This is a genomic window from uncultured Sphingomonas sp., from assembly GCF_913777625.1.
Lineage (GTDB): Bacteria > Pseudomonadota > Alphaproteobacteria > Sphingomonadales > Sphingomonadaceae > Sphingomonas.
Window position 1 is genome coordinate 19453 of record NZ_CAJYTI010000011.1, and the last position, 25637, is coordinate 45089.

The following is a 25637-nucleotide window of genomic DNA, read 5'->3' on the forward strand; positions in this document are numbered from 1 at the left end:
GGACCGCCCGGCTGCCGCCGGACCCGCATATCGCACGCTTCGTCGGCGACGCCGCGGACCCCGAAAACCCGCACAAGTCACTCGTCTTGTTCGGAAAACGCTCGGCCGCAGTGCAGCATAAAAAGCCCTGCCCGACGCTATGGCGTCCCTAAAAGGAGTTTAGTTCCTCGGGTCACCGCATTTTTGGAGAACAATATCGTGATTGCGACGCTTGCCATGCTGTCGGCCATTACCGTCAGCACAAAAGCACAGCTGGACGCCGCGATCGCGCGCGCGCGTGGGGGCGAGGTCATCCAGCTAGCCAAGGGGAATTACGGCAAGATCGCCATTGCCGGGCGCAACTTCACCAGCCCGGTGACGATCCAGAGTGCCAATGCCGCGACGCCCGCGACGTTCAGCACGCTGCAGATGGCCTCGGTCCGCAACCTCACCTTCAAGGACATCGACATCACCCGCGTGCGCGGCAGCGATCCGGTGTGGGCGAAGATGGTGGAAGTCCACAGTTCGGCCAATGTCGCGTTCGTCGGCGGCTATGTGCACGGCCCGGCCAACGCCAACTGGGCGGACGACATGTACGGCATGTATATCCGCAACTCGTCCAATGTGCGGATCAGCGGGGTGTCGTTCCACGATCTCTGCGTCGCGCTGACCCTCGACGACAGCGACAGCTACACGGTCGAGAACAGCTTCTTCAGCTATATCAGCCGCGACGCGATGAACATCCCGGGCACCCGCAGCGGCCGGATCGACAATAATTCGATGTTCCTGTTCGATACCGCGCCGGACGCGCATCCGGACGGCATCCAGTGCTGGACCTCGGGCAAGAAGACGGGCTGCAAGAACATGCAGATCACCAACAACAAGTTCTTCGGCGCGCCGGGCCATGAATATCAGGGCATCTTCTTCGGCGACGAGGCGAACGTGGGCGGGTTCGACAATATCCAGATCACCGGCAACGTCATGACGAACCTGATGTGGCATGCGATCTATATCGGCGGCCAGGGGCGCGGGGTGACGATCCGCAACAACACGGTGACGGCGGGGCCCACCTATCGGTCGTGGATCCGCACCGTCGGCGCGGCGGTGCTGAGCGGCAATGTCGCCCCGATGTACGTGATCGCCGGCAAGGAAGGGGTCCCGGCGGGCAACCGCTGAGGCGGCGCGCCCCGTCGCATTCGGCGGGGCCGCCATTGCATAAGCGCGCGCCAGGGTCCACATAGGGGGTGCTGAAGTCGCAAATCGTTGGTCTCTGGCGCTTTGCGGCTCCGTTTTCCTTCCTTTTCTGCCCCTGAAGCGCGAGGTCCGCCCGCACGGGGCGCGCCGACAATGCAAGGAAAACGTTCATGAGCATCACTGGCACCGTCAAGTTCTTCAACGCCGACAAGGGCTATGGCTTCATCGCTCCGGACACCGGCGGCAACGACGCCTTCGTCCACATCACCGCGGTGGAGCGCGCCGGCATGATCACGCTGCAGCAGAACCAGCGCGTGACCTACGAACTGGAACAGGATCGCCGCGGCAAGATGGCGGCGGTCAATCTCCAGGCGGCAGACTGACCTGAAGATCAAGACGGCGGCTCCCTCGGGGGCCGCCGTTTTCGCATGTTCCTCTTGCCCCGGGAGACCGCGCCGATGACCGAAATCGAACTGTTCCGCGCCCGCGCCGACGAGGCCGGCAATGCCGCCGCCGGCTGCGATCTCGACAATGTCCGCGAACGCCATCTCCGCTCGCAGGCCGCCTGGGAAGCGATGGCGGTCCGCGCCGAACGCGTCGCCACCCAGCGCGCGCTCAACGAGGCCGAGAAGGAAGCGCGCGCCGTCGCCTTCTGATCAGCGCGGCGTCCGCGCCGCGAGCATCCGCGCGATGTCGGCGTGAAGCGCGTCGATCTTGGCGTGCAGTTCCTCGATCTGCGCCTCGGCGCGCAGGTTGGTCTCATAGTCCAGCCGCGCCTCGAGCCGGTCCTTGGCGGCCTGGCGGTTCTGGCTCATCATGATGATCGGGGCCTGCAACGCCGCGAGCATCGACAGCATCAGGTTGAGGAAGATGAAGGGGAACGGGTCGAACGCCCGCGCCGCGAGCACGACCGTATTCAGCACCGCCCAGACGGCGAGGAACAGGCCGAAGCCGAGGATGAACCCCCAGGAGCCGCCGACCGCCGCGACCCGATCGGCGAGCCGCTCGCCGAAGGTCAGGCGTTCGTCGAACACCGTGTTGAGATCCCGCGACGCACCGATCCGGCGCAGGTCGTACAGGAAGCGAATGGCTGCATTCATGGATACACCTCACTGCCGACCGGCCCGTCCGGGCCGGCGCGTGAGGTGACCAGTAGGATCAGATCAGCGCGGCGGCCCGGACAGGCGCGGTCGGTCTACTGTGATCGTTACTGGGCATGGTTCCTTCTCGGATCCGTTACGAAACAGCCGCACGGAAGCGCGGCCTCTACCCATGTCAACCGGGTGGCCAGACTGCAGAGTGCCGCAACGCGGCACCCGCTGCCCCGCGCCCGGCGGCGCGGGGCAGCGCTCGGTCAGTCGGGCTTCTTGGCGACCGCGACCAGCGCGGGGCGAAGCAGCCGATCCTTGATCATGTAGCCGGACTGGATTTCCTGCACCACGGTGCCGGGCTCCTTGTCGGCCACCGGCATTTCCATCATCGCCTGGTGCTTGTTCGGGTCGAGCGCCTCGCCCAGGGACGCCACCTTGGAGATGCCGTGGCGGCCGAACACCGCCTCCAGTTCGCGGCCGGTGGCTTCGAGCCCGACGACCAGGCCCTTCATCTTCTCGTCGTCGCGCAGCTCGGCGGGGATCGCCTGCAGCGCGCGACCGAGATTGTCCGCCACCGACAGGATGTCGCGGGCGAAGCTGGTCGCGGCATAGGCGCGCGCATCCGCCACTTCCTTCTCGGTGCGGCGGCGGAGATTCTGCATGTCGGCCTGGACGTAGAGATGCGCCTGCCTGGCCTCGGCCAGCTGCGCCTCCAGCTCGGCGACACGGTCGTGCTCCGCCACTTCGGGTGCGGCTTCCGCGGTTTCCTCCCGAAGCGTTTCGCCCTGGGTCGGTTCGGTATTTTCGATGTTCTCGGACATGGTTCCCTGTTTTCTTCAGGCCAGCAAACGGGCCAGTGTGGCCGCCGTGAAATCCACCATGGGCACGACGCGGGCATAGTTCAACCGGGTGGGGCCGATCACCCCGACGACGCCGACGACGCGACCGTCGAGCGCGCGCACCGGCTTGGCGATCACCGACGAGCCGGACAATGCGAACAGCTTGTTCTCGGAGCCGATGAAGATCCGCGCCGCCTCGCCCTCGCGGGCGCTGTCGAGCAGCCGGGCTATTTCCTCCTTGCCCTCCAGTTCGTCGAGCAGCTGGCGGACGCGGTCGAGATCCTCGGTCGCGCCGGTGTCGATCAGCCGAGCCTGGCCGCGGACGATCAGCACGGGGCGACGCCCGCCGTCCTCGCTCCACACGGCAAGCCCGCGCTCGACCAGATCGGCGGAGGCGGCATCGAGTGCGGCCTGTTGCTGGCGCAGCTCGCGGTCGATCCGGGCGCGGGCCTCGGCGAGCGTCAGCCCGGCGAGCGTCGCGCTCATGTAATTGGCAGCGCGCTGAAGCGACATCGGATCGACCCCGCCCGGCAGCTCGACCACCCGGTTCTCGACCGATCCGTCCTCGCCGACCAGCACCGCGAGCGCGCGGTCCCGGCTCAGGGGTACGAAGCCGAACTGGCGCAGCACGGTCTCGGCCTTGGGCACCAGCACCAGCCCCGCGCAGGCGGAGAGGCCCGAGAGCGCCGCCGTCGTTTCGGCGATCGCATCCTCGACGGGGCCGCCGATGCCGGCGCGCGCCTCGATCGCGGCGCGTTCCTCTACCGAGGGCTCGCTGGCCTGCATCATCCCGTCGACGAAGAGGCGCAGCCCGCTTTCGGTGGGCATGCGGCCGGCGCTGGTATGGGGCGCGGCGAGCAGGCCCAGCTCTTCCAGATCCTGCATCACGTTGCGGATCGACGCCGGCGACAGGTTGAGCGCCGAGATGCGCGAAATGGTGCGCGACCCCACCGGCGCGCCGCTGTCGAGATAGGATTCGACCACGATGCGAAACACGTCGCGCGCGCGGTCGGTCAGCTCGTGGATCGGCGGCGTGATCATGGTGACCCGTATCTAGGCGGTGGGGCGCCCCTGCTTCAAGGCCGCGCGCCGATCAGCGCCGCGATCGGCAGCAGATCGGGGGCCGATCCCAGCGCGTCGGCCACGCCGGGGCTCCGCGCGCGATCGCAGCCGAAATAATAGGAGAAGGCCCGGTGCCCCGCCTTGCCGTCCCATTGGACCTCCACGCTCGGCATGTCGGTGGCGTGCTGGCCGCACGCGGGTGTGCCCGGCGCGACACGCACGGTGCCGCTGCGCGGGCGATAGGGCGCAAGGCGGGTGAGAAAGGCATCATATTGGGCGGGCGTTACGCGGAAGTCGCGGGCGCCGGTCACCGCGGTGAAGCGCTGGCCCTCGAAGGTGCCGGTGCCGTCGGGCCGCACCGTCACCGTATAGACCGGGCAGGCGCCGAAGCAGGGGCTGGTCGTGTAGCGGAGCATCTCGCCGCGGACGATCGGCGCCGCGGGTCCGGCCGACGTCCCACTTGCCACCGGAGGCAGTGCCGGCCGCGACGGCGGCGCCGGGACAGGGCGCGCGGGTCGATCGGGCGCCGCGACCTGCGGGATACAGCCCCCGAGCATCGCGCCCGCGGCGACAAGTACGACCATAACCCGCATGCATTGCTCCCCTATTTCGTGCGAGACTGGCGAAACGCGCCGCCAGGGTCTAGGTGCCCGGCTCTACCTGTAGGGAGACTGAATCGCATGCGCCCATCCGGCCGCGCCCCCGACGAGATGCGGGAAATCACCATCACCCCGAACTTCACCCGCCACGCCGAAGGCTCGGTGCTGATCGGCTTCGGCGACACCCGCGTGCTCGTCACCGCCAGCGTCGAGGAGCGCGTGCCGCCGTTCCTGCGCGGCAAGGGCGAAGGCTGGGTGACCGCCGAATATGGCATGCTCCCGCGCGCCACCCATACCCGCGGCCAGCGCGAAGCGGCCAAGGGCAAGCAGTCCGGCCGCACCCAGGAAATCCAGCGGCTGATCGGCCGCTCGCTGCGCGCGGTGACCGACCTCAAGCTGCTCGGCGAGCGCCAGATCACGCTCGACTGTGACGTGCTCCAGGCCGATGGCGGCACCCGCACCGCGGCGATCTCGGGCGCCTGGGTGGCGCTGCGGCTCGCGGTCAACAAGCTGATGGCCGAGGGCGCGATCACCGTCGATCCGATCACCACCCAGGTCGCGGCGGTGAGCTGCGGCATCTACCAGGGCACGCCGGTGCTCGACCTCGACTATCCCGAGGATTCGTCGGCCGATGCGGACGCGAACTTCGTGCTGCTTGCCAACGGCAACATCGCCGAGGCGCAGGCCACCGCCGAGGGCGCGACCTATGACGAGGAAGGTCTGCTGCGCCTGCTCCGCCTCGCCCGCATCGGCTGCACCCGCATCTTCGACGCCCAGTTGAAGGCGGTCGCGTGAGCGGCGAAGGCGATGCCCCCCAGGCGATCCGCAAGCTTGCCCCCGGCAGGCTGGTGATCGCCAGCCACAATGCAGGCAAGGTGCGCGAGATCCGCGAGCTGCTCGGTCCCTACGGGATCGAGCCAGTCTCGGCCGCCGAACTCGACCTGCCCGAACCCGAGGAGACCGGCACCAGTTTCGTCGCCAATGCCGAGCTCAAGGCGCTGCAGGCGGCGGACCTGTCGGGCCTCCCCGCGCTGGCCGACGATTCGGGACTGTGCGTCGAGGCCCTAGGTCTTGCGCCCGGCATCTATTCGGCGCGCTGGGGCGTGGCCGCACCCGGCATGGACGGGCTGGAACCGGTCGCCCCGTTCGAGGGGCGTGACTTCGGGCTCGCCATGCAGCGGGTCCAGGACAAGCTCGAGGCCCTGCCGCCGGAAACCAGCCGCGCCGCGCATTTCGTCTGCGCGCTGGCGCTGGCCTGGCCGGACGGCCATGTCGAATGGTTCGAAGGCCGGGTACACGGCACCCTCGTCTGGCCGCCGCGTGGGAAACAGGGCTTCGGCTATGATCCCATGTTCCTGCCGACAGGCAAAATGGAAACGTTTGGCGAAATGGATCCAGTTGCCAAGCATGCGATGAGCCACCGGGCCGATGCGTTTCGCCAGTTGGTCGCTTCCGTATTCTGAGTGGATATACATGCGAACTTGCAGACACGCAGGAACTAGAAGGTTTATACGTCCCTAACGACATCCATATGTTGATCGCACATCATTCGCTGCCTAAGCGTACGCCACGATGAGGGAGAAATTGGGGGTGCCGAGCGCCGAACTATTCCAGGAGGTCGACGCGCGGCTCAGCGAGATCAAGCAGCTGTTCACGCAACTGGCGGGCGAGTCACCTGCGCCCGCCGGACGCGCGGGGCGCGCCGGGCGGTTCGACCGGCTGGAACTCGCCCGGCTGATGTTGTGGACCCGCACGCTGCTGGAACGCGAAGTCGCCACCGACCTGTTCGCGGATCCGGCCTTCAACATCCTGCTTACCCTGTATGTCAGCCGGTGCGAGGGGCAGGATGTCTCCACCTCCACCGCCTGCACGGCGGCGGGCGTGCCGACGACGACGGCGCTGCGCTGGATCAACGCGCTCGCCAAGCGCGGCATGATCCACAAGCGCAGCCTGCCGAACGACCGGCGCTTCACCTATCTGGAACTGAGCGACGACACCGGGGCAGCGCTGGAACGCTTCTTCGATCTCATCCTGGATCGCGCGCTGAACCGGCCGGCTGCATAATTCCATATTTGGAAGCGAGACGCTCGAGCGAGAGCGAAATATTCGCCGCTTCGGCATCTTCGCCCACGCTGTCCAGCAACGCGATCGCATCCCGCAGATGCGCACACGCCGCTGCAACCCCTGAACCCCGTTCGTTCATTATCTATAAAACTCGCGCATCTTTATATCCGTATTGGATTTTTACGCGGACGCGGACAAGTCAGGAGTTATCCCGACGCGGGACAGGACCGATGCACATGTTGATGGCTGCACAAAGTGTTAACCATTGCACAAGCAAGTCCATTTTGGATATGGAGCGCGCTTTGCTTGCAAGGATGGCCAGGTGACGCCGCTCTCTACGCTCCTGGAGCGCGCCGAAGCGATTTATCTCACCCATGGCGCGGGCAGTGCTTCCTATCTGCTGGAGCAGATCGAAGCCGCCATTCGCGAGGGCGCGCCGGTGCAACGCATCCGCGAGATGGACCATCTGCTGCAGCTCATCGAGTATCGCGAACGCACCCTGGCGCTGTACGGCCGGCAATCCTAGCCGGAACCGGCCGAACGCATTTCGTCGCGCAACGCCGGCCCTCCCCGCGTCTGCGGGCGATGATCCGCAGCCGGCCCAATCCTGGTTCCGGTGAGGCGATGCAGCGAGAGCGAGGATTTCGCTCGCAGCGGCGGTGGTGGATAGGGATGGATTCGAACCACCGTAGGGCGAAGCCCGGCAGATTTACAGTCTGCTGCCTTTAACCACTCGGCCACCTATCCATGGAGACCGCCGCTTGCGAGCGAGGGGGCCCAATGCCGAAGCGAAGCGGGCCTGTCAACGCCTTGCGTGCACTCTTTTGCGCGCATAGCGTCCGGCGCACACTTTTTGGGGGAAAACCGATGCGCCGTTCCATGCTCGCCATCACCGCTGCGCTGCTCGCCAGCGCGCCGATCGCGGCCCAGACGATCCAGACCACGCCGACCGACCGCGTGATCGACCAGGGCACCAACCACAGCGAGGTCATGCGAATCGCACAGTATCTCACCGACGTGATCGGCGCGCGCCTCACCAACTCGCCCGGCATCCGCAAGGCCGAGGACTGGACCCAGGCCAAGTTCCGCGAATGGGGCCTGGTGAATGTCCACAAGGAAGGCTTCGAGTTCGGCCGCGGCTGGTGGAACGAGAAGCTCGCCGTGCGCATGGTCGCCCCCCGCCCGCTCCAGCTGGTCGCCGCCCCCCTGCCCTGGACGCCGGGCACCAGCGGCGCGGTCACCGGCGAGGTGGTGCTCGCCCCCCTCGCCGACGAGGCGGCGTTCGCCCAGTTCAAGGGCAAGCTGAAGGGCAAGGTGGTGCTGATCAGCGAGCCGCGCGAGCTCGAGGAAGCGACCGAGGCGCCGTTCAAGCGCTGGACCGACGACGAACTCACCAAGCGCGACCAGTACGACCTGCTCAACGGTGGCGGCGGCAACCGCGCGTTCAACCCCGCCCGCCTCACCTTCGGCGCCAAGCGCGACGCGTTTCTGAAGGAGGAAGGCGCGATCGGCTATGCGATCATGTCGAGCCGCAACGGCAAACTGGTCCACGGCCAGAACAGCCAGTTCCAGGTCGGCCAGTCGGGCCTGCTCCCCGGCATCGAGATCGCCGCCGAGGATTATCGCCGCCTCGCCCGCCTCGCCAAGATGGGCGCCAAGCCGACGCTGGAGATCGACGCGGTCAACCATTTCGACGATAGCGACACCAAGGCCTACAACGTCCTCGCCGACATCCCCGGCACCGACCCCAAGGCCGGCTATGTGATGGCCGGCGCGCATCTCGACAGCTGGGCGATGGGCGACGGCGCGGCGGACAATGGCGCCGGCAGCGCGATGGTGATGGAGGCCGCGCGCATCATCAAGGCATCGGGCATCAAGACCAAGCGCGCGATCCGCTTCGCGCTGTGGGCCGGCGAGGAGCAGGGCCTGCTCGGCTCGATGGCCTATGTCGAGAACCATGTCGCCAAGCGCCCGGTCGATGCCGGCGCCAGCGGCATGGTGCGCTACATGACCTGGAGCCGCGCCTTCCCGATCACGCCGGGGCCGGACCACGGCAAGCTCGCCGCCTATTTCAACCTCGACAACGGATCGGGCAAGATCCGCGGCATCTACGCCCAGGGCAACACCGCGGTGATGCCGATCTTCGAGCAGTGGTTCGCGCCGTTCCGCAGCATGGGCGCGATCGAGGTTTCGGCGCGGCGCACCGGCAGCACCGACCATGTCTTCTTCGACGCGGTCGGCATCCCCGCGTTCCAGTTCATCCAGGACCCCCTCGACTATGGCTCCATGGTGCACCATACGGACGTCGATACGTTCGATCATCTGAAGGCCGACGACATGCGCCAGGGCGCACTGATCCTCGCCGAATTCCTGATCAACGCTGCCAACAGCGATCAGCCGCTGCCGCGCGTGCCGCTTGCGACCGCGCCGACCCCGGCCGATCAGTTCTACCCCTTCCCGGAGTCTGCACACTGATGAAACGTCGAGGCCATCGTCCCAGCCAGGCATCTGCATCGCGACCGCGTTTCTACGGCCGCCACGCGGTGCTCGCGGCACTCGCCAATCCCGAGCGGACGGTGCGCAAGATCTGGGGCACGCGCGAGGCGCTGTCGGCGCTGGACCTGCCCCCGGTCATCCCGATCACCTATGCCGAGGCCGCCGATCTCGGCCGGTTGGTGCCGGCCGACGCACCGCACCAGGGGCTGGTGGCGGAAGTCGATCCGCTCGAGGAGATCTGGCTGGGCGACCTCCTCGAACAGGGTGCCGAGGACAAGCGTCCGTTGCTCGTGCTCGACCAAGTGACCGATCCACACAATGTCGGCGCGATCCTGCGCTCGGCGGCGGCGTTCGACGCGCTCGGCATCGTCACGCAGGACCGGCATGCGCCGCCCGAGACCGGCACGCTTGCCCGCGCGGCGGCGGGGACGCTGGAGGTGGTGCCCTGGGTGCGCGTGGTGAACCTGTCGCGCGCGCTCGACGAGATCGCCGAGGCCGGCTTCTGGCGCGTCGGCCTGACCGGCCATGCCAAGGCGACGCTGGGCGAGGTGATGGGCGAAGGCCGTGTCGCGCTCGTGCTCGGCGCCGAGGGCGAAGGCATGCGCCAGAATACCGAGGCGCATTGCGACGAGTTGGCCCGCCTGCCGATCTCGCCTAAGGTGGAAAGCCTCAACGTGTCGAACGCCGCCGCGGTGGCGCTCTATGCGGTGAACACACGGGGCTGATCTCAAGAGGGGGAATTTCATGTTGAAGATGTTGCGGTCGCTGGCACTCGTGGTGCTGGCGCCCCTGGTGCTGGCCAGCTGCCTGTTCGTGCCCGGCAAGTTCGACTCCGCGCTGACCATTCACCGCGACCGAAGCTTCACCTTCACCTACAAGGGCGAAGTCGCCGCGCTGGACATCAAGGGCCTCGGCGGCAAGCTGATGAAGATGGGCATGGAGTCGGGCGCCAAGGCCAAGAACGGCTCGGCGAAGTCGGCCGCACCCGACATGTCGGCGCTCGAGCTCACCGCCGAGGACAAGGCCAAGCGCGACGAGACCTTCCGCAAGCTCGCCGGCGAGCTTGCCAAGGAAGCCGGCTACAAGACCGTCGAATATCGCGGGGACGGCATTTTCTATGTCGATTTCGCCCTGTCCGGCGTGCTCGATCACAGCTTCGTCTACCCGTACAACCTCGACAACGAGGTCGTCTTCCCCTGGCTCGCGATCGAGCTGCGCGGCAAGGACAGCCTGCGCGTCAAGGCGCCGGGCTTCGCACGGCCCAAGGGCGACCCGACCGGGGCCGGCGGCATGAGCAGCTTCGCCTCGGGCATGGCCTCGGTCCCGATCGGCGGGATCGGCGAGATTTACAGCCGCATGTCCGGCACCTTCACGCTGACCACCGACGCCGAGCTGCTGAGCCAGAACAACGAGGAAGGCGCCGAGACGATCGGCAGCGAAAAGAAGATCGTCTGGAAGATCGACACCAACACCAGCGACGCGCCGATGGCCTCGCTGCGCGTGGCGCCGCTGCGCTGATCGACAGGCCGGCAGGCGCTACGGCGCCTGCCGGATGCCTTACGGGCGGCGACTTGGATGGCGCCCCATCCCGTTACCGTCATGCCAGCGCACGCTGGCATCTCCCGCAGAAGCGCCGGAACGGGCACGCGCAGCCCCCCCCCCGGCGACCCCAGCGTTCGCCGGGCCGACGGCGGGTGGAGATGCGCGACGTTACTCGGCCGGCGCTTCCCACAATTCGATCGGATTGCCTTCCGGATCGTGGATGCGGGCAAAGCGGCCGGTCTCGGGGCTGTCCCACTCCGCCCGCGTCTCGATCGCGATGCCGGCGGCGTTGAGCTGCTCCAGCAGACTGTCCAAGTCAATCACCCGCAGATTGAGCATCACCGGCTTGTCGGCGGCGAAATAGCTGCTGTCTGCCGCGAAGGGCTGGAACACGACGCCGCCCGGCTCGGGATACCAGAACCACGGGCTGGCCTGCCCCTCGGCATCGGTGCCGCAACCGCCGCCGACGCCCAGCATTTCCTGATACCAGGCCTTCAGCCCCTCCGGATCCTTCGCACGGAAGAAATAGCCCCCAAGTCCTACCACCGGCATGCCCGTTCCCCCGATCAGGCGGCCTGGGCGATCTCCTCGCCGGCCGCGGCTTCCAGCAGACGCCGCTCGATCGACTTGAGTCGGGACGTCGCGCTGATCTTATCCCCGATCAGGTCGGTCAGATAGAAGGTATCGACCGCGCGCTCGCCATAGGTCGCGACATGCGCGGAGTGGATCGTCACCTTCGACTGGAACAGTGCATTGGCAAGGCTGTAGAGCAACGCCGGCCGATCGCGCGCATTGACTTCGATGACGGTGAAGCGGTTCGAGGCCTTGTTGTCGATGAACACATTGGGTTCGATCGAAAAGGCATCGGCGCGCAGCCGCACCGGCGCCTTGGTCTTGAGCCGTTCGGAAAGCCGGGCGCGGTTCGCCAGCGCATCGGCGATTCCGGTCTTCAGCCGGTTGAGCCGAGCCTCTTCGTCGAAGGGCTGGCCGAACGGGTCCTGGACCAGGAAATTGTCGAGCGCCATGCCGTCGCGCGTCGTGTGGATGCGCGCGTCGATGATGTTGCCGCCGGCGACATGGATCGCGCCCGCAATGCGGTAGAACAGGCCGGGATGGTCGGCGGCATAGACCGTCACCAGCGTCGCGCCGCGATCGGGATAGACCTGCGCCTCGACATGCAGCGTGGCGTTGCCGGCCTCCGCCACCATCACGGCGTTGCGCGCCAGCACGTCGACGGGCTCGGCGATCCAGTAGCTTTCGGTGAATCGCTTCTTGAACGCTTCCAGCCGTGCGGCGTCCCAGCCGAGCAGCGCCGCCATCTCGTCCTGCTTGGCGGCGATCCGCTCGGTGCGGCCGCGCTGCTTGTGGCCGAGGCGCAGCACTTCTTCCGCCGCCTCGTAGAGATTGCCTAGCAGCTGGCGCTTCCAGCCGTTCCAAACGCCGGGGCCCACCGCACGAATATCGACGACGGTGAGCGCCAGCAGCATGCGAAGGCGTTCGGCGCTCTGCACCTGGGCGGTGAAATCGAGGATCGTCTTGAAGTCGGCCAAGTCGCGCTTGAACGCGGTGGCGGACATCAGCAGGTGCCAGCGCACCAGCCATGCCACCATCTCGGTCTCGCCGGGGCTGAGCCCCAGCCGCGGGCATAGCCGCTCCGCCACTTCGGCGCCGAGGATCGAATGGTCGCCGCTGCGACCCTTGGCGATATCGTGGAGCAGCACCGCGACGTAGAGCGCGCGGCGCGACGCGAGCTGGTGCACGATATCGCTCACCAGCGGGTGGTCGTCCTTCAACTGCCCCTTCTCGATCCGGCTGAGCAGCCCGATCGCGCGGATCGAATGCTCGTCCACCGTGTAGTGATGGTACATGTCGAACTGCATCTGCGCGACGACACGGCCGAAGTCCGGCACGAATCGGCCGAACACGCCCGCCTCGTTCATCCAGCGCAGCACCGTCTCGGGATCGCGTGGCGAGGTCAGCACGTCGAGGAACAGCGCGTTGGCGCGCGGATCGGTGCGGACGTCGTCGACCAGCTTGGCGTCGCGGGCGGCGGCGCGCATCGCCAGCGGGTGGATCTCCAGCTCGTGCTGGTCCGCGAGCGCGAACAGCTCGATCAGGCGGACCGGGTCCTCGCGGAAATAGCTGTCGCGCGGGATCGCCAGCCGGCCCCGCTCGAGCACGAAGCCCTTGAGCTTGCGCCGCCCGCGCCACAGCGCGGGGAAGCCGAAACGGCGCCCGCGCGCGGCGAACTTCTCGTCGAGATGCGCGAGGAACACGCCGGTAAGGTCGCCCACCACTTTCGCCTGGAGGAAGTAGTAGCGCATGAAGCGCTCGACCTTGGACATGCCCGGCCGGTCGGCGAAGCGCATGCGCTCGGCGATCTCGCGCTGGACGTCGAAGGTCAGCCGGTCCTCGGGCCGGTTGGTGATCAGGTGCAGCTGGCAGCGCACCGCCCAGAGGAAGTTCTCCGCGCGGCGGAACTGGCGATATTCGAGGGGGGTCAGCAGCCCGGCCTCGACCAGCTCGGCCGGCTCGCGGACGTTGTAGGCGAACTTGCCGATCCAGAAGAGCGTGTGGAGGTCGCGCAGGCCGCCCTTGCCTTCCTTCACATTGGGTTCGACGACATAGCGGCTGTCGCCCATCTTCTTGTGGCGGGCGTTGCGCTCCTCCAGCTTGGCGGTGATGAAACCGCGGGCGCTGTCCGCCTGCACCTCGGCCTTGAAGCGGCGCGCGGCCTCCTCGTAGAGATCGGTATCGCCCCAGACATAGCGTGCCTCGACCAGCGCGGTGCAGATCGTCACGTCCGCCTTGGCCTGGCGGACCATCTCGTCGAGCGAGCGCGACGAATGCCCCACCTTCAGCCGCATGTCCCACAGCGAATAGAGCATCGATTCGATCACCTGCTCGCTCCAGCCGGTGACCTTCCAGGGGGTGAGGAAGCCGATGTCGATGTCCGAATGCGGCGCCATCTCGCCGCGGCCATAGCCGCCCACCGCGATCAGCGTCATCCGCTCGGCGGTGGTGGGGTTGGCGTTGGGGTGCAGCCGCTCGACCGTGAAGTCCCACAGGAGGCGCAGGATCTGATCGGTGAGGAAGGCGCCCGCCGCCGCCGCTTCCAGCCCGCGCGACGGATGTTCGGCGAGCCGCCGGGCGATCTCGGCCTGCCCGGCATCGAGCGCCGCCTTGAGCGCGGTGGCACCCGCCTGGCGCAGCGCCGCGGTGTCGCGCGCCTCCAGGGCGGCGAGGCGTTCGGCGACGGCACGGCGGTCGATCAGGGCGCGCCGATGGGGGACGGAGGCGAAGCGGGAGGGCATGGGGAGTCAGATAGGAGGATTTGGCGCCAAGTTCACCTCAGAAGGCAGCACGCGCGCGATTTCCCGCCTTTTCCGGTCGCTGCCACGCATCGGGCCCGCCTCGCGGGAACCAAGGCCGGTGCGGGCGGTACGGGCGGATAGCTTCTCGGGAGAACGTCCTTGCCTTTCACGACCCGCGCCGCCGCCGCCCTGCTGCTCGTGACGCCGCTCGCCGCCTGCAACGGCGCGCCGCCCGATCCGCCCGCAGGCGCCAATGCCCCGTCCACGCCGCCCGCGACGCCCGCTCCCGTGCCCACGCCCCGCAGTACGGCTGCGGCAGACGCCGGCGCCGCCCCGCGATCGGCCACGCGCCAATGCCGGTTCGAGGTGGACGGGAAGCGCCTGGTCGACGGCCCCTGTCAGGTCTTCCCGATGGGCGATGGCGGCTACACGCTCAACACCTGGAGCGCCGGCAAACCCGCCCACTCGCACTTCGCCGTGGTCAGCGTGCGCGGCGACGGCAAGGCCGACGCCAGCTGGAATGCGGACCCGGACGACGACAAGGCGATGGACCCGCTCGGCATCGTCGCGCTGCAGGACGGATGCTGGGTCAACCCGCGCACCCGCATCTGCGCGCGCTGATCGGGCCGCCCTTCGGAACACCCCCGCGCCCGACCCGTTGACCGTGCCGTAACCGAAAGGAGATTTCGATGGCCACTGCCAGCAAGACCCCGAAGTCCACGACGCCGCGCAAGCGCACGCCCAAGGCTGCATCCGCTGCCGCCCCCGAGACGACGGTAGACCCCGCTGCCGCGAAGCCCGCACCCAAGCCGCGCCCGAAGCGCGCGCCCAAGGCTGCCACGCCCGCGACCAAGGTGCAGAAGAAGAAGTCGGGCATCGGCAAGGCCGGGATCGCCGCCATCGCCGCGACCGGCCTCGGTGCGGTCGGCGCGCTCGCCTTCGGGCTGCTGCGCAACCGCAAGCCGGCCGACGCGGCACCGGGCACCGTGCCGACCGACCTGCTGGGCGACAGCCATTCCGATGGCAGCAAGCGCGCGATCGAGGACTTCCGGCCCGATCCCTCGGCTCCGGTTCCGGAAAGCGAGCGCGACGCGCTGCGTCCCGCGCTGGCCGGCGGATCGGCCCCCACCCTCGTCGCCGGCCAGGCCGACGAACTGCGCCGATTCGACGCCGCACCCTCCTGAACCACCCGGTTCGGTGCAGTCGCGCAACCTTCCGCGCGGCTGCGCATTGCCTCAGCATTCCCAACAAGGATCAGGAGAGACACGATGCGCATCTTCGCTCTCGGCATGGTCGCCGCGGCCACCCTGCTGTCCGGCTGCGCCGAAGACGGCTTCGGCACCAACTCGGCGGGCTATAACGGCTATCGCTCCTACGACTATAACCGGCCGGACCCCGCCTATAACGGCTATTATGCCGACCGCTATTATCGCGACGACCAAAGCTATCGCGAGCGCCGCCTGTCGCGCAACGACCGCGTCTATCGCGGCCAGGACGGCCGCTATTATTGCCGCCGCAACGACGGCACCACCGGCCTGATCGTCGGCGGCGTCGCGGGCGGCCTGCTCGGCAACATCATCGCGCCGGGCGGCTCGCAGACGCTGGGCACGCTGCTCGGCGCGGCGGCGGGCGCGGCGGCCGGTCGCTCGATCGACCGCAACAACAACAACGTCACCTGCCGCTGATAGGATCGGGCCGGGGCCGAGTCCCCGGCCCGATCTTCGTTTCCAGGAGCCCTGCCATGACGACGCGCACCGCCACTGCCCGCTACACCGGCTTCGGCAAGACCGGCAAAGGCCAGCTCACCAGCCCCTCGGGCGTGCTGGAAGCGACGCCCTACAGCTTCAACACCCGCTTCGGCGACGAGAAGGGCACCAACCCGGAAGAGCTGATCGCCGCCGCCCATGCCGGCTGCTTCACCATGGCGCTCAGCTTCGCGCTCGCCCAGGCCGGGTTCAGCGACGGCACGCTGGAGACGATCGCCGCGGTGAAGCTCGACCAGGAGGGCGACGGCTTCAAGATCAGCCGCTCCGACCTCAAGCTGCGCGCCGAAGTTCCCGGCATCAGCGAGGCGCAGTTCGAGGCGCTGGCCAAGGGTGCCGAGGCGAACTGCCCGGTCTCCAAGCTGCTCAAGGCCGAGATCGCGCTCGAGTGGGAACTCGCCTGACCTCCGTCGGCGGGTTCTACCGCAGAACGTGTGCGCGCTAAAAGGGGCTGGCGTTGCCGCCAGCCCCCATGTCGCCGATCCGCGCGGCTCGCGCCGGAGCGCAACGCTCCTTCGTATCGGCGGCCAGCACCCCCTGCTTCGGCAGGAACGCAAGAGGTGCCGCTGGATCGGACGCGCGCCCAGGAAGACCGCGACGTCCGCCCCTGCCCGCGCCTCGCGCTCCCCGTCGGGAAGGCATCAGCGCGAAGCCGTAAGTGCCTGGAAGCGCGTTGGTTTCCCGCCACCACCTCCGTGTTCTTACAGCACCGATGGTCTCACCCGCGGCGAGTCGCACCAAGTGCAAAGCCGGGGCGCCCCCCTGTGGAACCTGTGGATAACGGGGATAAATCCGGTCACGCCCCCGGCGGCGACCAGTCGGGCGTGGCGAGCTCGAACCCGCCGAAGTCGAAGCCCGGCACGACCGTGCAGCTCACCAGCCCCCAGCCATGGGGCGCTTCCGTCGCCTGCCATTCGCCGGCCGGTACCCGCGCCTGCGGCACCTGGCCGGCAAGCACATCGCCGCCCAGCGTCCACGTCTCCACGATGCCGTCGGCGGCGCTCGCGATGCGGAGGTCGAGCGGCGCCCCGGCGTGCCACAGCCACAGCTCGTCGGCGTCGACACGGTGCCAGTGCGATCGCTGCCCGGCCTCGAGCAGGAACAGGATCGCGGTGCCCCCGGCGCGCGCGCCCGGCGCCGCAGCGGCCCGCCATGTCTCGCGATACCAGCCGCCTTCGGGATGTGGCGCCAGCCCCAGCCGCTCGATGATCGCCCGCGCTTCGTCCATTCGCCTTGCCTCCTGCCTGCCACGCAGCTGAACGCCGTGTAGTATCAGGTTCATGCAACCGCGCCTAAACCCGACACGTTCACTTCATCAGAACCATCGGGGAGTTAGTCATGCGTATTCTGTTTCTCTCGCTCAGCGCCGCGGCGCTTGCCGTTCCCGCCGCGATCGTCCTGCCGACGACCCAGGCCGAAGCCAAGGCCGTGATCGGCCAGGATCGCTACTATCGCGATCATGACGACCGCCGCTACCGCGACGACCGTCGCCGCTATGCCTATCGCGAATGGCGTGGTCGCGACGGCCGCCGCTATTGCCGCAAGCCCGACGGCACCACCGGCCTCGTCGTCGGCGCCGTGGCGGGCGGACTGCTCGGCCGCACCATCGATACCAGCGGCGACCGTACGGCCGGCACGGTGCTGGGCGGCGTCGCCGGCGCGCTGGCCGGCCGCGCCATCGAACGCGGCGGCAACAGCTGCCGCTGACACGCCGAAGCATTAACCCCGGGGCGCTATAGCCCCGGGACATGCTTCGCGTGCTCGTGCTCTCCACCCTGTTCCCGGACGCCTCGCGGCCCAATTTCGGCATTTTCGTCGAGCGCCAGACCCGCGCGCTGGCCGCGCGCGACGGGGTGGAGGTGCAGGTGGTGTCCCCGCGCGGACTGCCACCTTTCCCGCTGGATCGGCACGCGCGCTACGCGGCACTTGCCGCCCAGCCCCTGCAGGAGGACTGGCGCGGCCTTCGCGTCCATCGCCCACCTTTTCTCAATCTTCCCGGCACCGGCGGTCGCCTCCATGCGGCGATGCTGGCGCGCGCCCTGCGCCCGATGCTGGCGCGGCTGCGACGGGACTTCCCCTTCGACGTGATCAGCACCGAGTTCTTCTTTCCGGACGGCCCCGCCGCGATTGCGCTCGGCAAGGCGTTCGACGTGCCGGTGTCGATCAAGGCGCGCGGATCGGACATCCACCAATGGACCCGCCGCCCCGCCATCGCCCGCCAGATCGTCCGCGCCGGCCAGGCTGCCGACGGGCTGCTCTCCGTCTCCTTGGCACTGCGCGACGACATGATCGCGCTCGGCATGCCCGCCGAGCGGATCGACTGCATCGTCACCGGCGTCGACCTGACCCGCTTCGCCCCGCGCGACCGGCAGGCGGCCAAGCAGGCGCTCGGCATCGCCGGGCCGCTGGTCGCCTCGGTCGGCGCGCTGATCCCGCTCAAGGGGCATGACCTGCTGATCGACGCCGTCGCGGCGCTGCCCGGCGTGCAGCTTGCCATTGCCGGCCAGGGGCCCGAAGCGCCGCGCCTTGCCGCCAAGATCGCGGCGATGGGGCTCGCCGATCGCGTCCGGCTGCTCGGCGCGATCCCGCCCGAGCGGATCGCCGATCTGCTCGCCGCCGCCGATGTGATGGCGCTGGCCTCGGCCTCCGAAGGGCTGGCCAATGCGTGGCTGGAGGCGCTGGCCAGCGGCACGCCGATCGTCATCCCCGATGTCGGGGGCGCCCGGCAGGTGGTGACGGTGCCCGCCGCCGGCCACATCGTCGCGCGCAACCCGGCCGCCTTCGCCACCGCGATCGCCGCGCTCCTGGCCGATCCGCCCGCAGCGGCCGCGGTGCGCCGGGTTGCGGAGCCGTTCACCTGGGCCGCCAACAGCGAACGATTGTACCGCTTCCTCGCACAGCTGATGGCGCGGCATCGCGGAACCTGAGGGTTCGCGCAGGGTTTCCGGAAGTAGATACGCTGAAGGAACGTTCGATGCAGAAGCCCAAGCCCTATCGCGCGCCGCGCCGCCAGCCGGCGCGACCAACGCTCCCGCCGCGGCGTCTGCGCCGCGTGGCGGCCGAGACCCGCCAGGACACCGACTTCGACATCGTGTTCGAATGGGAAGCAGACGAGCCTACCCAACACTGATCGCTCGCGCGATTGACAGCGCGAATCGCTTGGCGGAAGCTGATCGCTTCAACCCGGTACGGGAGACGCGCAATGGCCGAGAAGAAGGCGAAGAAGGCGAAGAAGGACGGCAAGACGCCGTCGCTGCTGCCCAAGGTGATCGGCGGCATCAAGCTGCCCAAGGACACCCGCCGCCAGTTGACCGCGCTCGCCAAGCATCCGGTGGTCGCCGATCTGCTCGCCGCCGGGCTGGTCGCGCTCGCCAATCGCATCAAGGGCGAACCGCCGCAATCGGACGCAGACCCGGCGCCCGCAGCTATCGCCGTGCCGACGCCCGCCGCCGAGCCGGCCGCATCGGCCTCGGCAGCCTCGGCCCCGGAAGCCTCGGCAAAGCCGGTGGTGAAGCGCGTCCGCAAACCCGCTGCCGCGGCGGCCGAGCCCGGCGCGGACGCCGCCCCGGCCAAAGCCGCGAAGGCGCCGCCGCCCCGCCGCATCCGCAAGGCCGATACGGCAGCCGCGAAGCCGCGCACCCGCCGCACGCCCCCCAAGACGGACGGCTGATCGCCTGCTAGAAAGGCGGTCGGGGAAACGGGGGAGGACCGCATGCAAAGCACGCACGCACCGGAATCGCATGGCCCCGGCCATGCGCTGGAACGACTGATCTTCTTTTCGGACGCGGTGTTCGCGATCGCGATCACGCTGCTGATCATCGAGATCCACGTGCCGGAGGTCCACGCGCCGTTCACCGATGCCGCCTTCCTGTGGGCGCTCGCCGGGCTCTGGGTCAAATTCCTCAGCTTCTTCGTGTCGTTCTTCGTGATCGGCGCCTTCTGGGCCGGGCATCACCGCGCGTTTGATTGCGCGCGCCACTGGTCGCCCAAGCTGATCCTGCCCAATCTGTGCATGCTGAGCACGGTGGCGTCGATCCCGTTCTTCACCGCCTTCTCGTCCGAATATTACGGGAACCGGGTGCCCTCGGCGCTCTACTGCCTGTGGATGATGCTGATCGCGCTCGCGAACATCTGGGTGCAGCGCGTCGCCACCACCGCCCCGGTGGTGGGCGAACGGATCGCCAAGGCGCATTGCCGGGTAATCCGCCAGCGTGGTTTGGCGACGCTGCTGGGTACGATAACCGCCTTCGCGGTCGCCCTGGTCCTGCCCTGGGCGGCGCAGGCGACGCTGGCGACGATTCCGCTGTGGCGCCTGGTGCTCCAGCGCGTCTCGCCACCGCGGGGGTAAGGCAGGGGTATCGCATTTGGCGTCTCTGGACTGGGACGCACTCAAAAATGATCGTCATCCCGGCGAAAGCCGGGATCCATTCGCATCGAATTGGCGGTTCTTTCCCCCAGCGCAGAGTGCAATGGATCCCGGCTTTCGCCGGGATGACAGCGTACCTCGGCCAAATGCGATAGCCTTGGGGGGTAAGGCGAAGGCCCCCGCCTCCGAAGAAGCAGGGGCCCCTCGGTTGGATCAGCGACGGTGATCGTTGCGATCGTGCTTTTCGTAGCGGATCTTCGCCGAAAGCGCGTCGTAGCGACGATCGAGGTCGCGGCGCTCCTGCGGAGTCAGGCCGGGACGCGAGGCGCGATAGCGGGCCTCCAGGCGGACCAGGCCGCGATATTCGTTGCGGATCTGGGTGGCCTCGCGGCGGCTGAGCGCGCCCGAGCGGATTCCCTGGTTGATGCGCTGTTCGATGCGATCCTGGCGGGCATTGATGTTCTGCCAGCCCGGCTGGGCCGATGCGGGAACGGCGGCGGCAGCGACGCCAAGACCTGCGATCAGCAGCATGAACTTTTTCATCGGATACTCCTCACTTCGACTGGACCGCCCCTGCGGTCGAGAACCCTTGTGGAACGCCGATGTCGCCACTTTGTCCCATAACCCCCGGTTTTGCGTCGCCAATTGTCGCAAGCCGGCGGGCTTCGTTCAGGTTCAGGCGGCGAGCAGCCGCTCCGCCTGGGCGCGCGCCTCGGGGGTGATCTCGGCGCCGGAGAGCATCCGCGCGATTTCCTCGCGGCGCTGCTCGGGGGTGAGCGGGGTCACGCCGGTGCGGGTGACGATGCCGTCGTGGCTCTTGGCGATCAGCAGATGCCGCGCGCCGCGCGCCGCGACCTGCGGGCTGTGCGTCACCACCAGCAGCTGCGATCCCTGGGCAAGGCGGGCCAGCCGCTCGCCGATCGCGTCGGCCACCGCGCCGCCGACGCCGCGGTCGATCTCGTCGAAGATCAGCGTCCGGGCGCCGCCCTCTTCGGCCAGCGCCACCTTCATTGCGAGGATGAAGCGCGACAGCTCGCCGCCGCTGGCGATCTTCATCAGCGGCGCGAACGGCGCGCCGGGATTGGTCGAGACCTCGAACTCCACCCGGTCCATGCCGGCGGCGCTCCACTGATGCTCTTCCAGCGGCTCGACCACGGTGCGGAAGCGCGCCGCATCGAGCTTGAGCGGCTTGAGCTCGGACGCCACCGCCGCATCGAGCCGCGCCGCCGCCAGGGTACGTACGGCCGAGAGCGTCTGCGCCGCCTCGCGATAGGCCGCGTGCGCCGCCGCCGCCGCCTTTTCCAGCCGGGCGATGCCCGCGCCGCCGCTGGTGACGCGGTCCAGTCGGCCGGACAGGTCGGCGAGCAGCGCCGGCAGTTCGTCCGGCTGCACCCGGTGCTTGCGGGCGACCGCACGCAGCTCGAACAGCCGCGCCTCGTCCGCCTCCAGCGCGGCGGGATCGAACGCCAGCGCCTCGGCGGCGGTATCGACCTGCGCCTGCGCCTCGCTCCCCTCGGTGATCGCACGGTCGATCGCCGCCAGCGCCTCGGCCAGCGCGGCATGGTCATCCGACACCCGCTCCAGGATCCGCGCCGCCTGGCGCAGCCGGGCAAGCCCGCCATCCGAGCCTTCGAGCAGATCGGCGATCCCCTGCAGGTCGGTAGCGATCTTCTCGCCGCGCTGCATCGACGCCCGGCGCTCGGCGAGCCGTTCCTCCTCGCCCTCCTCGGGTGCGAGCGCGGACAGCTCGGTGACGGCATGTTCCAGCCATTCGCGGTCGCGCTCGGCGCTGTCCTGCTCGGCGCGGGCCACCGCCAGCGCATCCTCGGCCGCGCGCCAGGCGCGGTGCGCGATCGCCACCGGCCCCGCATCGCACCGCCCGAAGGCATCGAGCAGCAGCCGGTGCCCGCGTGGATTGAGCAGCCCGCGATCGTCGTGCTGGCCGTGGATCTCGACGAGATGCGGCGCCAGTTCGCGGAGCAACCCCGCCGAGGCCGGCTGGTCGTTGACGAACGCGCGGCTGCCGCCATCGGCCTTGACCAGCCGGCGGATCAGCAGCGGCTCGCCCGGCTCCAGTTCCATGCCGTTCTGGGCGAAGAGATTCGCGATCTCGCTGTCGGCCGCGGGCGGGAGAAAGCTCGCCACGACCACCGCCTGCCCCGCGCCGCTGCGCACCAGCCCGCTATCGGCACGGGCCCCCAGCGCCAGCCCCAGCGCGTCGAGCAGGATCGACTTGCCCGCGCCGGTCTCGCCGGTCAGCACGCCCAGCCCTTCGCCGAACTCCAGGTCCAGCGCCTCGATCAGCACCACGTCGCGAATGGATAGCGCGGTCAGCATCGGGGCCCCCTATCGCAGGAACAGAGGAAGAACGGAAGCGGTTTTTAGCTCGCCGGCTTGGGCGGCGGGCTGGCCTTGGCGGCGGCTTCCAGCTTGTCCTGATTGTCCTGCATCAGCTGATAGGCATGCTTGTACCAGTCGGTACCCGGATAGTTGGCACCGAGCACCGCCGCCGCCTTCTTGGCTTCCTCCGGCACGCCGAGCGCCAGATAGGCCTCGGTCAGGCGCATCAGCGCTTCCGGCACATGGGTGGTCATCTGGTAGTTGTCGACCACGGTGCGGAAGCGCAGCACCGCCGCGAGCCACTGGCCGCGCTTCTCGTAGAAGCGGCCGACTTCCATTTCCTTGCCGCCCAGGTGATCGCGCACCAGGTCCAGCTTCAGCCGGGCATCGGCGGCGTATTTCGAATTGGGATAGCGGCGGATCAGCTCGCCCAGCGAATCGAGCGCCTGCTGGGTGATCTTCTGGTCGCGGGTGACGTCGCTGATCTGCTCGTAATAGGAAATGCCGACGAGATAATAGGCATAGGGCGCATCGCGGTTGCCCGGGTGCACCGCCAGGAAGCGCTGCGCCGAGGCGATGGCCTCGGCATAGTCGCGGTTCAGATAATAGCTGAACGCGCCCATCAGCTGCGCGCGGCGCGCCCACACCGAATAGGGGTGCTGGCGCTCGACCTCGTCGAACAGCGCGGCGGCGAGCTTGTACTGGTGCTGGTCCAGCTTCTGCTTGGCCGTGCTGTACAAGGTGCCGACGTCGCGCGCGACATAGGGCAGATCCTTCACCCCGCCGCGCTTGGCGCAGCCGGCGACGGAAAGGGCGAACACCGGGAGAAGCGCGAACGCAAGCGCGCGAGGCAGAGGACTACGCATATGGCGGGGTTCTTAGACCGGGGCCGTGGCTGCAAACAATCCTTTTCGGGGCGGGATTGCGGCGGAACCCGCATCGCGCCACATGCGCTGGCGTTTCCGTGACCATATTCGAAGGGGATCTTCCGTGCCCGCCACGCTTCTCGCCACCCACCGCGTCGAAAAACCCTGGGGCCGCCACACCCTCTATCCGGGCTTCGCCGATCCCGCCGCCGACGGCGAGCCGGTGGGCGAGGTGTGGTTCCAGACGCCGGGCAACTCGACCCCGGACCTGCTGATCAAGTATCTGTTCACCAGCGAGAAATTGTCGGTCCAGGTCCATCCGAACGACGAGCAGGCCCAGGCCGTGGGCCTGCCGCGGGGCAAGGACGAATGCTGGATCATCCTCGATGCCGAGCCCGATTCGACGATCGCGCTCGGCACCAAGCAGCCCACCACTCGCGAGGCACTGCGCGCCGGTGCGCTCGACGGCTCGATCGAGGACATGCTCGACTGGAAGCCGGTCAAGGCCGGCGACTTTTTCTACTCCGCCTCGGGCACGGTGCACGCGATCGGCGCGGGCATCACGCTGATCGAGGTGCAACAGAACAGCGAGACCACCTACCGCCTCTATGATTATGGCCGCCCGCGCGAACTGCACCTCGACGCCGGCATCGCGGTCGCCGAGCCGGTGCCGTTCGTGCCGCACCCGATGCCGGGCGCGGTGTCGCCGACCCGCACCATCCTGGTCGAGGGCCCCAAGTTCGTGCTCGAGCGCTGGGAAGGCGGGCATCGCCGCTTCACCCTGCCCGAAGGCACCACCGGCTGGCTGATCCCGGTGAAGGGCGAAGGCGTGGTCGACGGTGTTGCCTTCAAGGCCGGCGAGTGCCTGACGCTGGAAGGGCATGTCGAGCTCGAAGCGGCGGTCGGCAGCGACCTGCTGTTCGCCTATCCCGGCGACGCGCGTGTCCCGGCGATGGACGCTGCGTGAACGCAGCGTAGTTTCATGTTCACGCAACCTGCCGCCGCCCCGGCACGTTCGGCACGCATCGATAACGAGTAGGAGTTGCTCGATGCGCATGTTGTTCGTTGCCGCTGCGGCGGCGGCCCTGACCCTGCCGACGGTACCGGCGATGGCGCAGGGCTATAGCCACTGGCAGGACCGCGACGCCCATTGGCAGGATCGCGACCATGGCCGCGACCGCGACGGCCGCTGGGACGATCGGGGCCTGGGCCGTGGCAATGGCCCCGATCGCGGCGATTGGCGCCGCTGGCGGAACTATGACTATAACCGCCTGCCACCGGGCCAGCGCCGCTATTATGCGGAAAACTATTACCGCGACGGCCGCTATTACCAGGAGCGCCGCCTGACCCGGAACGACCGCATCTATCGCGGGCGCGACGGCCGCTATTACTGCCGCCGCACCGACGGCACGACCGGCCTGATCGTCGGCGGCGTCGCCGGCGGCCTGCTCGGCAACGCGCTGTCCTCGGGCGGCAATGCGACGCTCGGCACGCTGCTCGGCGCGGTGGCGGGCGGCGCGCTCGGCCGGTCGGTCGACCGCGGCAACGTCCGCTGCCGCTGAGCTCCTGGGGCTTGCAGAAAGAGGGGCTCGGTTCGCCGGGCCCCTTTTTCGTGTGCGAGGGGAGTGCGCCAGAACGCACGCGTGCGGCGCCACATGCCGTCCTTCCGGCGAACGCCGGAATCCATTGGCCCGCCGTCGCAGCAAGAGCGGAAACATGGAGGCGAATGGATCCCGGCTTTCGCCGGGATGACGACGAAGTATGGGTCAGCAAATCGACGCGGAGCGCACAGCTTTCAAATGAACCCGCCGGTCAGCATCAGCCGCACGCCGCTGACGATCAGGATCAGCAGGTTGAGGTTCCGCCCCGCCGTCCCGCGCGAAAGCATGCCGACCACCGTGCCGGTGACCGCGATCGGAAAGGCGATCCAGTTGACCAGCGGCACGAAGGGGAACGGGATGATCCCCACCAGCGCGAAGGGCAGCGCCACCAGCCCGATCAGCAGCGAGAGTGCGTTGAACATGGGGAGGATGTGGGATGGTCGAGGTGTGTTATCAAGATAGGTCAGCACGAGGCATTGGGTATGCCGGCAATCCGCCGGTCTTCGAGTGTAGGGTCAAGG

The 25637-nt window shown here is 68.4% G+C and carries 32 protein-coding genes and 1 tRNA gene; 21 read left to right on the forward strand and 12 right to left on the reverse strand.

What is annotated here, in order from left to right; genetic code table 11:
* Positions 1–198: 198 nt before the first annotated feature.
* The 3 genes from QZ814_RS07375 (at position 199) to QZ814_RS07385 (ending at position 1829) form a co-directional block, all read left to right on the forward strand.
* Positions 199–1155, forward strand: coding sequence for a right-handed parallel beta-helix repeat-containing protein (locus QZ814_RS07375; protein WP_294330513.1), 957 nt, complete (start codon positions 199–201; stop codon positions 1153–1155).
* Positions 1156–1343: 188 nt separating this feature from the next.
* Positions 1344–1556, forward strand: coding sequence for a cold-shock protein (locus QZ814_RS07380; protein ID WP_010544313.1), 213 nt, complete (start codon positions 1344–1346; stop codon positions 1554–1556).
* Between the two features lie 75 nt (positions 1557–1631).
* On the forward strand, positions 1632–1829 hold the full coding sequence (locus QZ814_RS07385; RefSeq protein ID WP_121074401.1) for a hypothetical protein: 198 nt from the start codon (positions 1632–1634) through the stop codon (positions 1827–1829).
* On the opposite strand, the gene QZ814_RS07390 is transcribed toward QZ814_RS07385, so the two are convergent.
* The 4 genes from QZ814_RS07390 to QZ814_RS07405 all read right to left on the reverse strand — a co-directional run bounded on the left by QZ814_RS07390 (position 1830) and on the right by QZ814_RS07405 (position 4632).
* Positions 1830–2273 carry a DUF1003 domain-containing protein gene (locus QZ814_RS07390; protein ID WP_294330516.1) on the reverse strand — a complete coding sequence of 148 codons (444 nt, stop codon included), beginning with the start codon at positions 2271–2273 and terminating at the stop codon, positions 1830–1832.
* Between the two features lie 254 nt (positions 2274–2527).
* Positions 2528–3085, reverse strand: coding sequence for a nucleotide exchange factor GrpE (gene grpE / locus QZ814_RS07395; RefSeq protein ID WP_294330518.1), 558 nt, complete (start codon positions 3083–3085; stop codon positions 2528–2530).
* Positions 3086–3100: 15 nt separating this feature from the next.
* Positions 3101–4144: a heat-inducible transcriptional repressor HrcA gene (hrcA, locus tag QZ814_RS07400; protein ID WP_294330520.1), complete on the reverse strand. Its 1044-nt coding sequence runs from the start codon at positions 4142–4144 to the stop codon at positions 3101–3103.
* Positions 4145–4179: 35 nt separating this feature from the next.
* Complete coding sequence (locus tag QZ814_RS07405) at positions 4180–4632, reverse strand: DUF6438 domain-containing protein (RefSeq protein ID WP_294330521.1); 453 nt, start codon at positions 4630–4632, stop codon at positions 4180–4182.
* Between the two features lie 213 nt (positions 4633–4845).
* On the opposite strand from QZ814_RS07405, the gene rph reads away from it, so the two are divergent.
* The 4 genes from rph to QZ814_RS07425 all read left to right on the forward strand — a co-directional run bounded on the left by rph (position 4846) and on the right by QZ814_RS07425 (position 7354).
* Positions 4846–5559, forward strand: a complete 714-nt coding sequence (gene rph, locus QZ814_RS07410) for a ribonuclease PH (RefSeq protein ID WP_294330523.1) — start codon at positions 4846–4848, stop codon at positions 5557–5559.
* A complete protein-coding gene (gene rdgB, locus QZ814_RS07415) occupies positions 5556–6227 on the forward strand; it encodes an RdgB/HAM1 family non-canonical purine NTP pyrophosphatase (protein ID WP_294330525.1) in 672 nt (223 codons plus the stop codon). The genes rph and rdgB overlap by 4 nt, the downstream gene beginning before the upstream one ends.
* Before the next feature lie 109 nt (positions 6228–6336).
* The gene (locus QZ814_RS07420; protein ID WP_294330527.1) at positions 6337–6828 is read left to right on the forward strand and encodes a transcriptional regulator; all 492 of its coding nucleotides are present in this window, start codon (positions 6337–6339) and stop codon (positions 6826–6828) included.
* Positions 6829–7150: 322 nt separating this feature from the next.
* The gene (locus QZ814_RS07425; protein WP_294330529.1) at positions 7151–7354 is read left to right on the forward strand and encodes a hypothetical protein; all 204 of its coding nucleotides are present in this window, start codon (positions 7151–7153) and stop codon (positions 7352–7354) included.
* 134 nt (positions 7355–7488) lie between these two features.
* Here QZ814_RS07425 and QZ814_RS07430 read toward each other — a convergent pair.
* Positions 7489–7575, reverse strand: a tRNA-Tyr gene (locus QZ814_RS07430).
* A gap of 120 nt (positions 7576–7695) precedes the next feature.
* Between QZ814_RS07430 and QZ814_RS07435 the strand changes: the two genes are divergently transcribed.
* The 3 genes from QZ814_RS07435 to QZ814_RS07445 are packed head-to-tail and all read left to right on the forward strand — an operon-like array spanning position 7696 to position 10842.
* Positions 7696–9303, forward strand: a complete 1608-nt coding sequence (locus QZ814_RS07435) for a M20/M25/M40 family metallo-hydrolase (RefSeq protein ID WP_294330530.1) — start codon at positions 7696–7698, stop codon at positions 9301–9303.
* Positions 9303–10049, forward strand: a complete 747-nt coding sequence (rlmB, locus tag QZ814_RS07440; RefSeq protein WP_294330532.1) for a 23S rRNA (guanosine(2251)-2'-O)-methyltransferase RlmB — start codon at positions 9303–9305, stop codon at positions 10047–10049. Before QZ814_RS07435 ends, rlmB begins: the two co-directional genes overlap by 1 nt.
* Positions 10050–10068: 19 nt before the next feature.
* On the forward strand, positions 10069–10842 hold the full coding sequence (locus QZ814_RS07445; RefSeq protein WP_294330533.1) for a hypothetical protein: 774 nt from the start codon (positions 10069–10071) through the stop codon (positions 10840–10842).
* Between the two features lie 192 nt (positions 10843–11034).
* On the opposite strand, the gene QZ814_RS07450 is transcribed toward QZ814_RS07445, so the two are convergent.
* Both QZ814_RS07450 and QZ814_RS07455 read right to left on the reverse strand, forming a co-directional pair.
* Positions 11035–11418 carry a VOC family protein gene (locus tag QZ814_RS07450; RefSeq protein WP_294330535.1) on the reverse strand — a complete coding sequence of 128 codons (384 nt, stop codon included), beginning with the start codon at positions 11416–11418 and terminating at the stop codon, positions 11035–11037.
* A gap of 14 nt (positions 11419–11432) precedes the next feature.
* Positions 11433–14180, reverse strand: coding sequence for a [protein-PII] uridylyltransferase (locus QZ814_RS07455; RefSeq protein ID WP_294330537.1), 2748 nt, complete (start codon positions 14178–14180; stop codon positions 11433–11435).
* A 159-nt stretch (positions 14181–14339) separates the two neighbouring features.
* Between QZ814_RS07455 and QZ814_RS07460 the strand changes: the two genes are divergently transcribed.
* The 4 genes from QZ814_RS07460 to QZ814_RS07475 all read left to right on the forward strand — a co-directional run bounded on the left by QZ814_RS07460 (position 14340) and on the right by QZ814_RS07475 (position 16347).
* A complete protein-coding gene (locus tag QZ814_RS07460; RefSeq protein ID WP_294330539.1) occupies positions 14340–14801 on the forward strand; it encodes a hypothetical protein in 462 nt (153 codons plus the stop codon).
* A gap of 68 nt (positions 14802–14869) precedes the next feature.
* Entirely contained in the window at positions 14870–15364 is a 495-nt protein-coding gene (locus QZ814_RS07465) for a hypothetical protein (RefSeq protein WP_294330540.1), read from the forward strand.
* 84 nt (positions 15365–15448) lie between these two features.
* Positions 15449–15865 carry a glycine zipper 2TM domain-containing protein gene (locus tag QZ814_RS07470; RefSeq protein WP_294330542.1) on the forward strand — a complete coding sequence of 139 codons (417 nt, stop codon included), beginning with the start codon at positions 15449–15451 and terminating at the stop codon, positions 15863–15865.
* A 56-nt stretch (positions 15866–15921) separates the two neighbouring features.
* Complete coding sequence (locus QZ814_RS07475; protein WP_294330543.1) at positions 15922–16347, forward strand: OsmC family protein; 426 nt, start codon at positions 15922–15924, stop codon at positions 16345–16347.
* A 392-nt stretch (positions 16348–16739) separates the two neighbouring features.
* Here QZ814_RS07475 and QZ814_RS07480 read toward each other — a convergent pair whose 3' ends face one another.
* Positions 16740–17171: a cupin domain-containing protein gene (locus QZ814_RS07480; RefSeq protein ID WP_294330544.1), complete on the reverse strand. Its 432-nt coding sequence runs from the start codon at positions 17169–17171 to the stop codon at positions 16740–16742.
* 110 nt (positions 17172–17281) lie between these two features.
* Between QZ814_RS07480 and QZ814_RS07485 the strand changes: the two genes are divergently transcribed.
* From QZ814_RS07485 to QZ814_RS07505, 5 genes are all read left to right on the forward strand, one after another.
* On the forward strand, positions 17282–17650 hold the full coding sequence (locus QZ814_RS07485) for a glycine zipper 2TM domain-containing protein (protein WP_294330546.1): 369 nt from the start codon (positions 17282–17284) through the stop codon (positions 17648–17650).
* Between the two features lie 41 nt (positions 17651–17691).
* Positions 17692–18870: a glycosyltransferase gene (locus QZ814_RS07490; RefSeq protein ID WP_294330548.1), complete on the forward strand. Its 1179-nt coding sequence runs from the start codon at positions 17692–17694 to the stop codon at positions 18868–18870.
* 47 nt (positions 18871–18917) lie between these two features.
* A complete protein-coding gene (locus tag QZ814_RS07495) occupies positions 18918–19073 on the forward strand; it encodes a hypothetical protein (protein WP_294330550.1) in 156 nt (51 codons plus the stop codon).
* A gap of 72 nt (positions 19074–19145) precedes the next feature.
* Positions 19146–19613, forward strand: a complete 468-nt coding sequence (locus tag QZ814_RS07500) for a hypothetical protein (protein ID WP_294330552.1) — start codon at positions 19146–19148, stop codon at positions 19611–19613.
* 42 nt (positions 19614–19655) lie between these two features.
* Positions 19656–20291 carry a TMEM175 family protein gene (locus QZ814_RS07505; RefSeq protein WP_294330554.1) on the forward strand — a complete coding sequence of 212 codons (636 nt, stop codon included), beginning with the start codon at positions 19656–19658 and terminating at the stop codon, positions 20289–20291.
* A 231-nt stretch (positions 20292–20522) separates the two neighbouring features.
* On the opposite strand, the gene QZ814_RS07510 is transcribed toward QZ814_RS07505, so the two are convergent.
* From QZ814_RS07510 to QZ814_RS07520, 3 genes are all read right to left on the reverse strand, one after another.
* The gene (locus QZ814_RS07510; protein ID WP_294330556.1) at positions 20523–20852 is read right to left on the reverse strand and encodes a hypothetical protein; all 330 of its coding nucleotides are present in this window, start codon (positions 20850–20852) and stop codon (positions 20523–20525) included.
* A gap of 132 nt (positions 20853–20984) precedes the next feature.
* Complete coding sequence (recN, locus tag QZ814_RS07515) at positions 20985–22646, reverse strand: DNA repair protein RecN (RefSeq protein ID WP_294330558.1); 1662 nt, start codon at positions 22644–22646, stop codon at positions 20985–20987.
* Between the two features lie 44 nt (positions 22647–22690).
* Positions 22691–23515, reverse strand: a complete 825-nt coding sequence (locus QZ814_RS07520; protein ID WP_294330560.1) for an outer membrane protein assembly factor BamD — start codon at positions 23513–23515, stop codon at positions 22691–22693.
* A gap of 124 nt (positions 23516–23639) precedes the next feature.
* Between QZ814_RS07520 and QZ814_RS07525 the strand changes: the two genes are divergently transcribed.
* Positions 23640–24482 carry a class I mannose-6-phosphate isomerase gene (locus QZ814_RS07525; RefSeq protein WP_294330561.1) on the forward strand — a complete coding sequence of 281 codons (843 nt, stop codon included), beginning with the start codon at positions 23640–23642 and terminating at the stop codon, positions 24480–24482.
* Positions 24483–24564: 82 nt separating this feature from the next.
* Positions 24565–25077: a glycine zipper 2TM domain-containing protein gene (locus tag QZ814_RS07530; RefSeq protein WP_294330563.1), complete on the forward strand. Its 513-nt coding sequence runs from the start codon at positions 24565–24567 to the stop codon at positions 25075–25077.
* Between the two features lie 233 nt (positions 25078–25310).
* Here QZ814_RS07530 and QZ814_RS07535 read toward each other — a convergent pair whose 3' ends face one another.
* Positions 25311–25538 (reverse strand): hypothetical protein, encoded by a 228-nt coding sequence (locus tag QZ814_RS07535; protein WP_121079160.1) that lies wholly within the window; start codon positions 25536–25538, stop codon positions 25311–25313.
* Positions 25539–25637 lie beyond the last annotated feature (99 nt).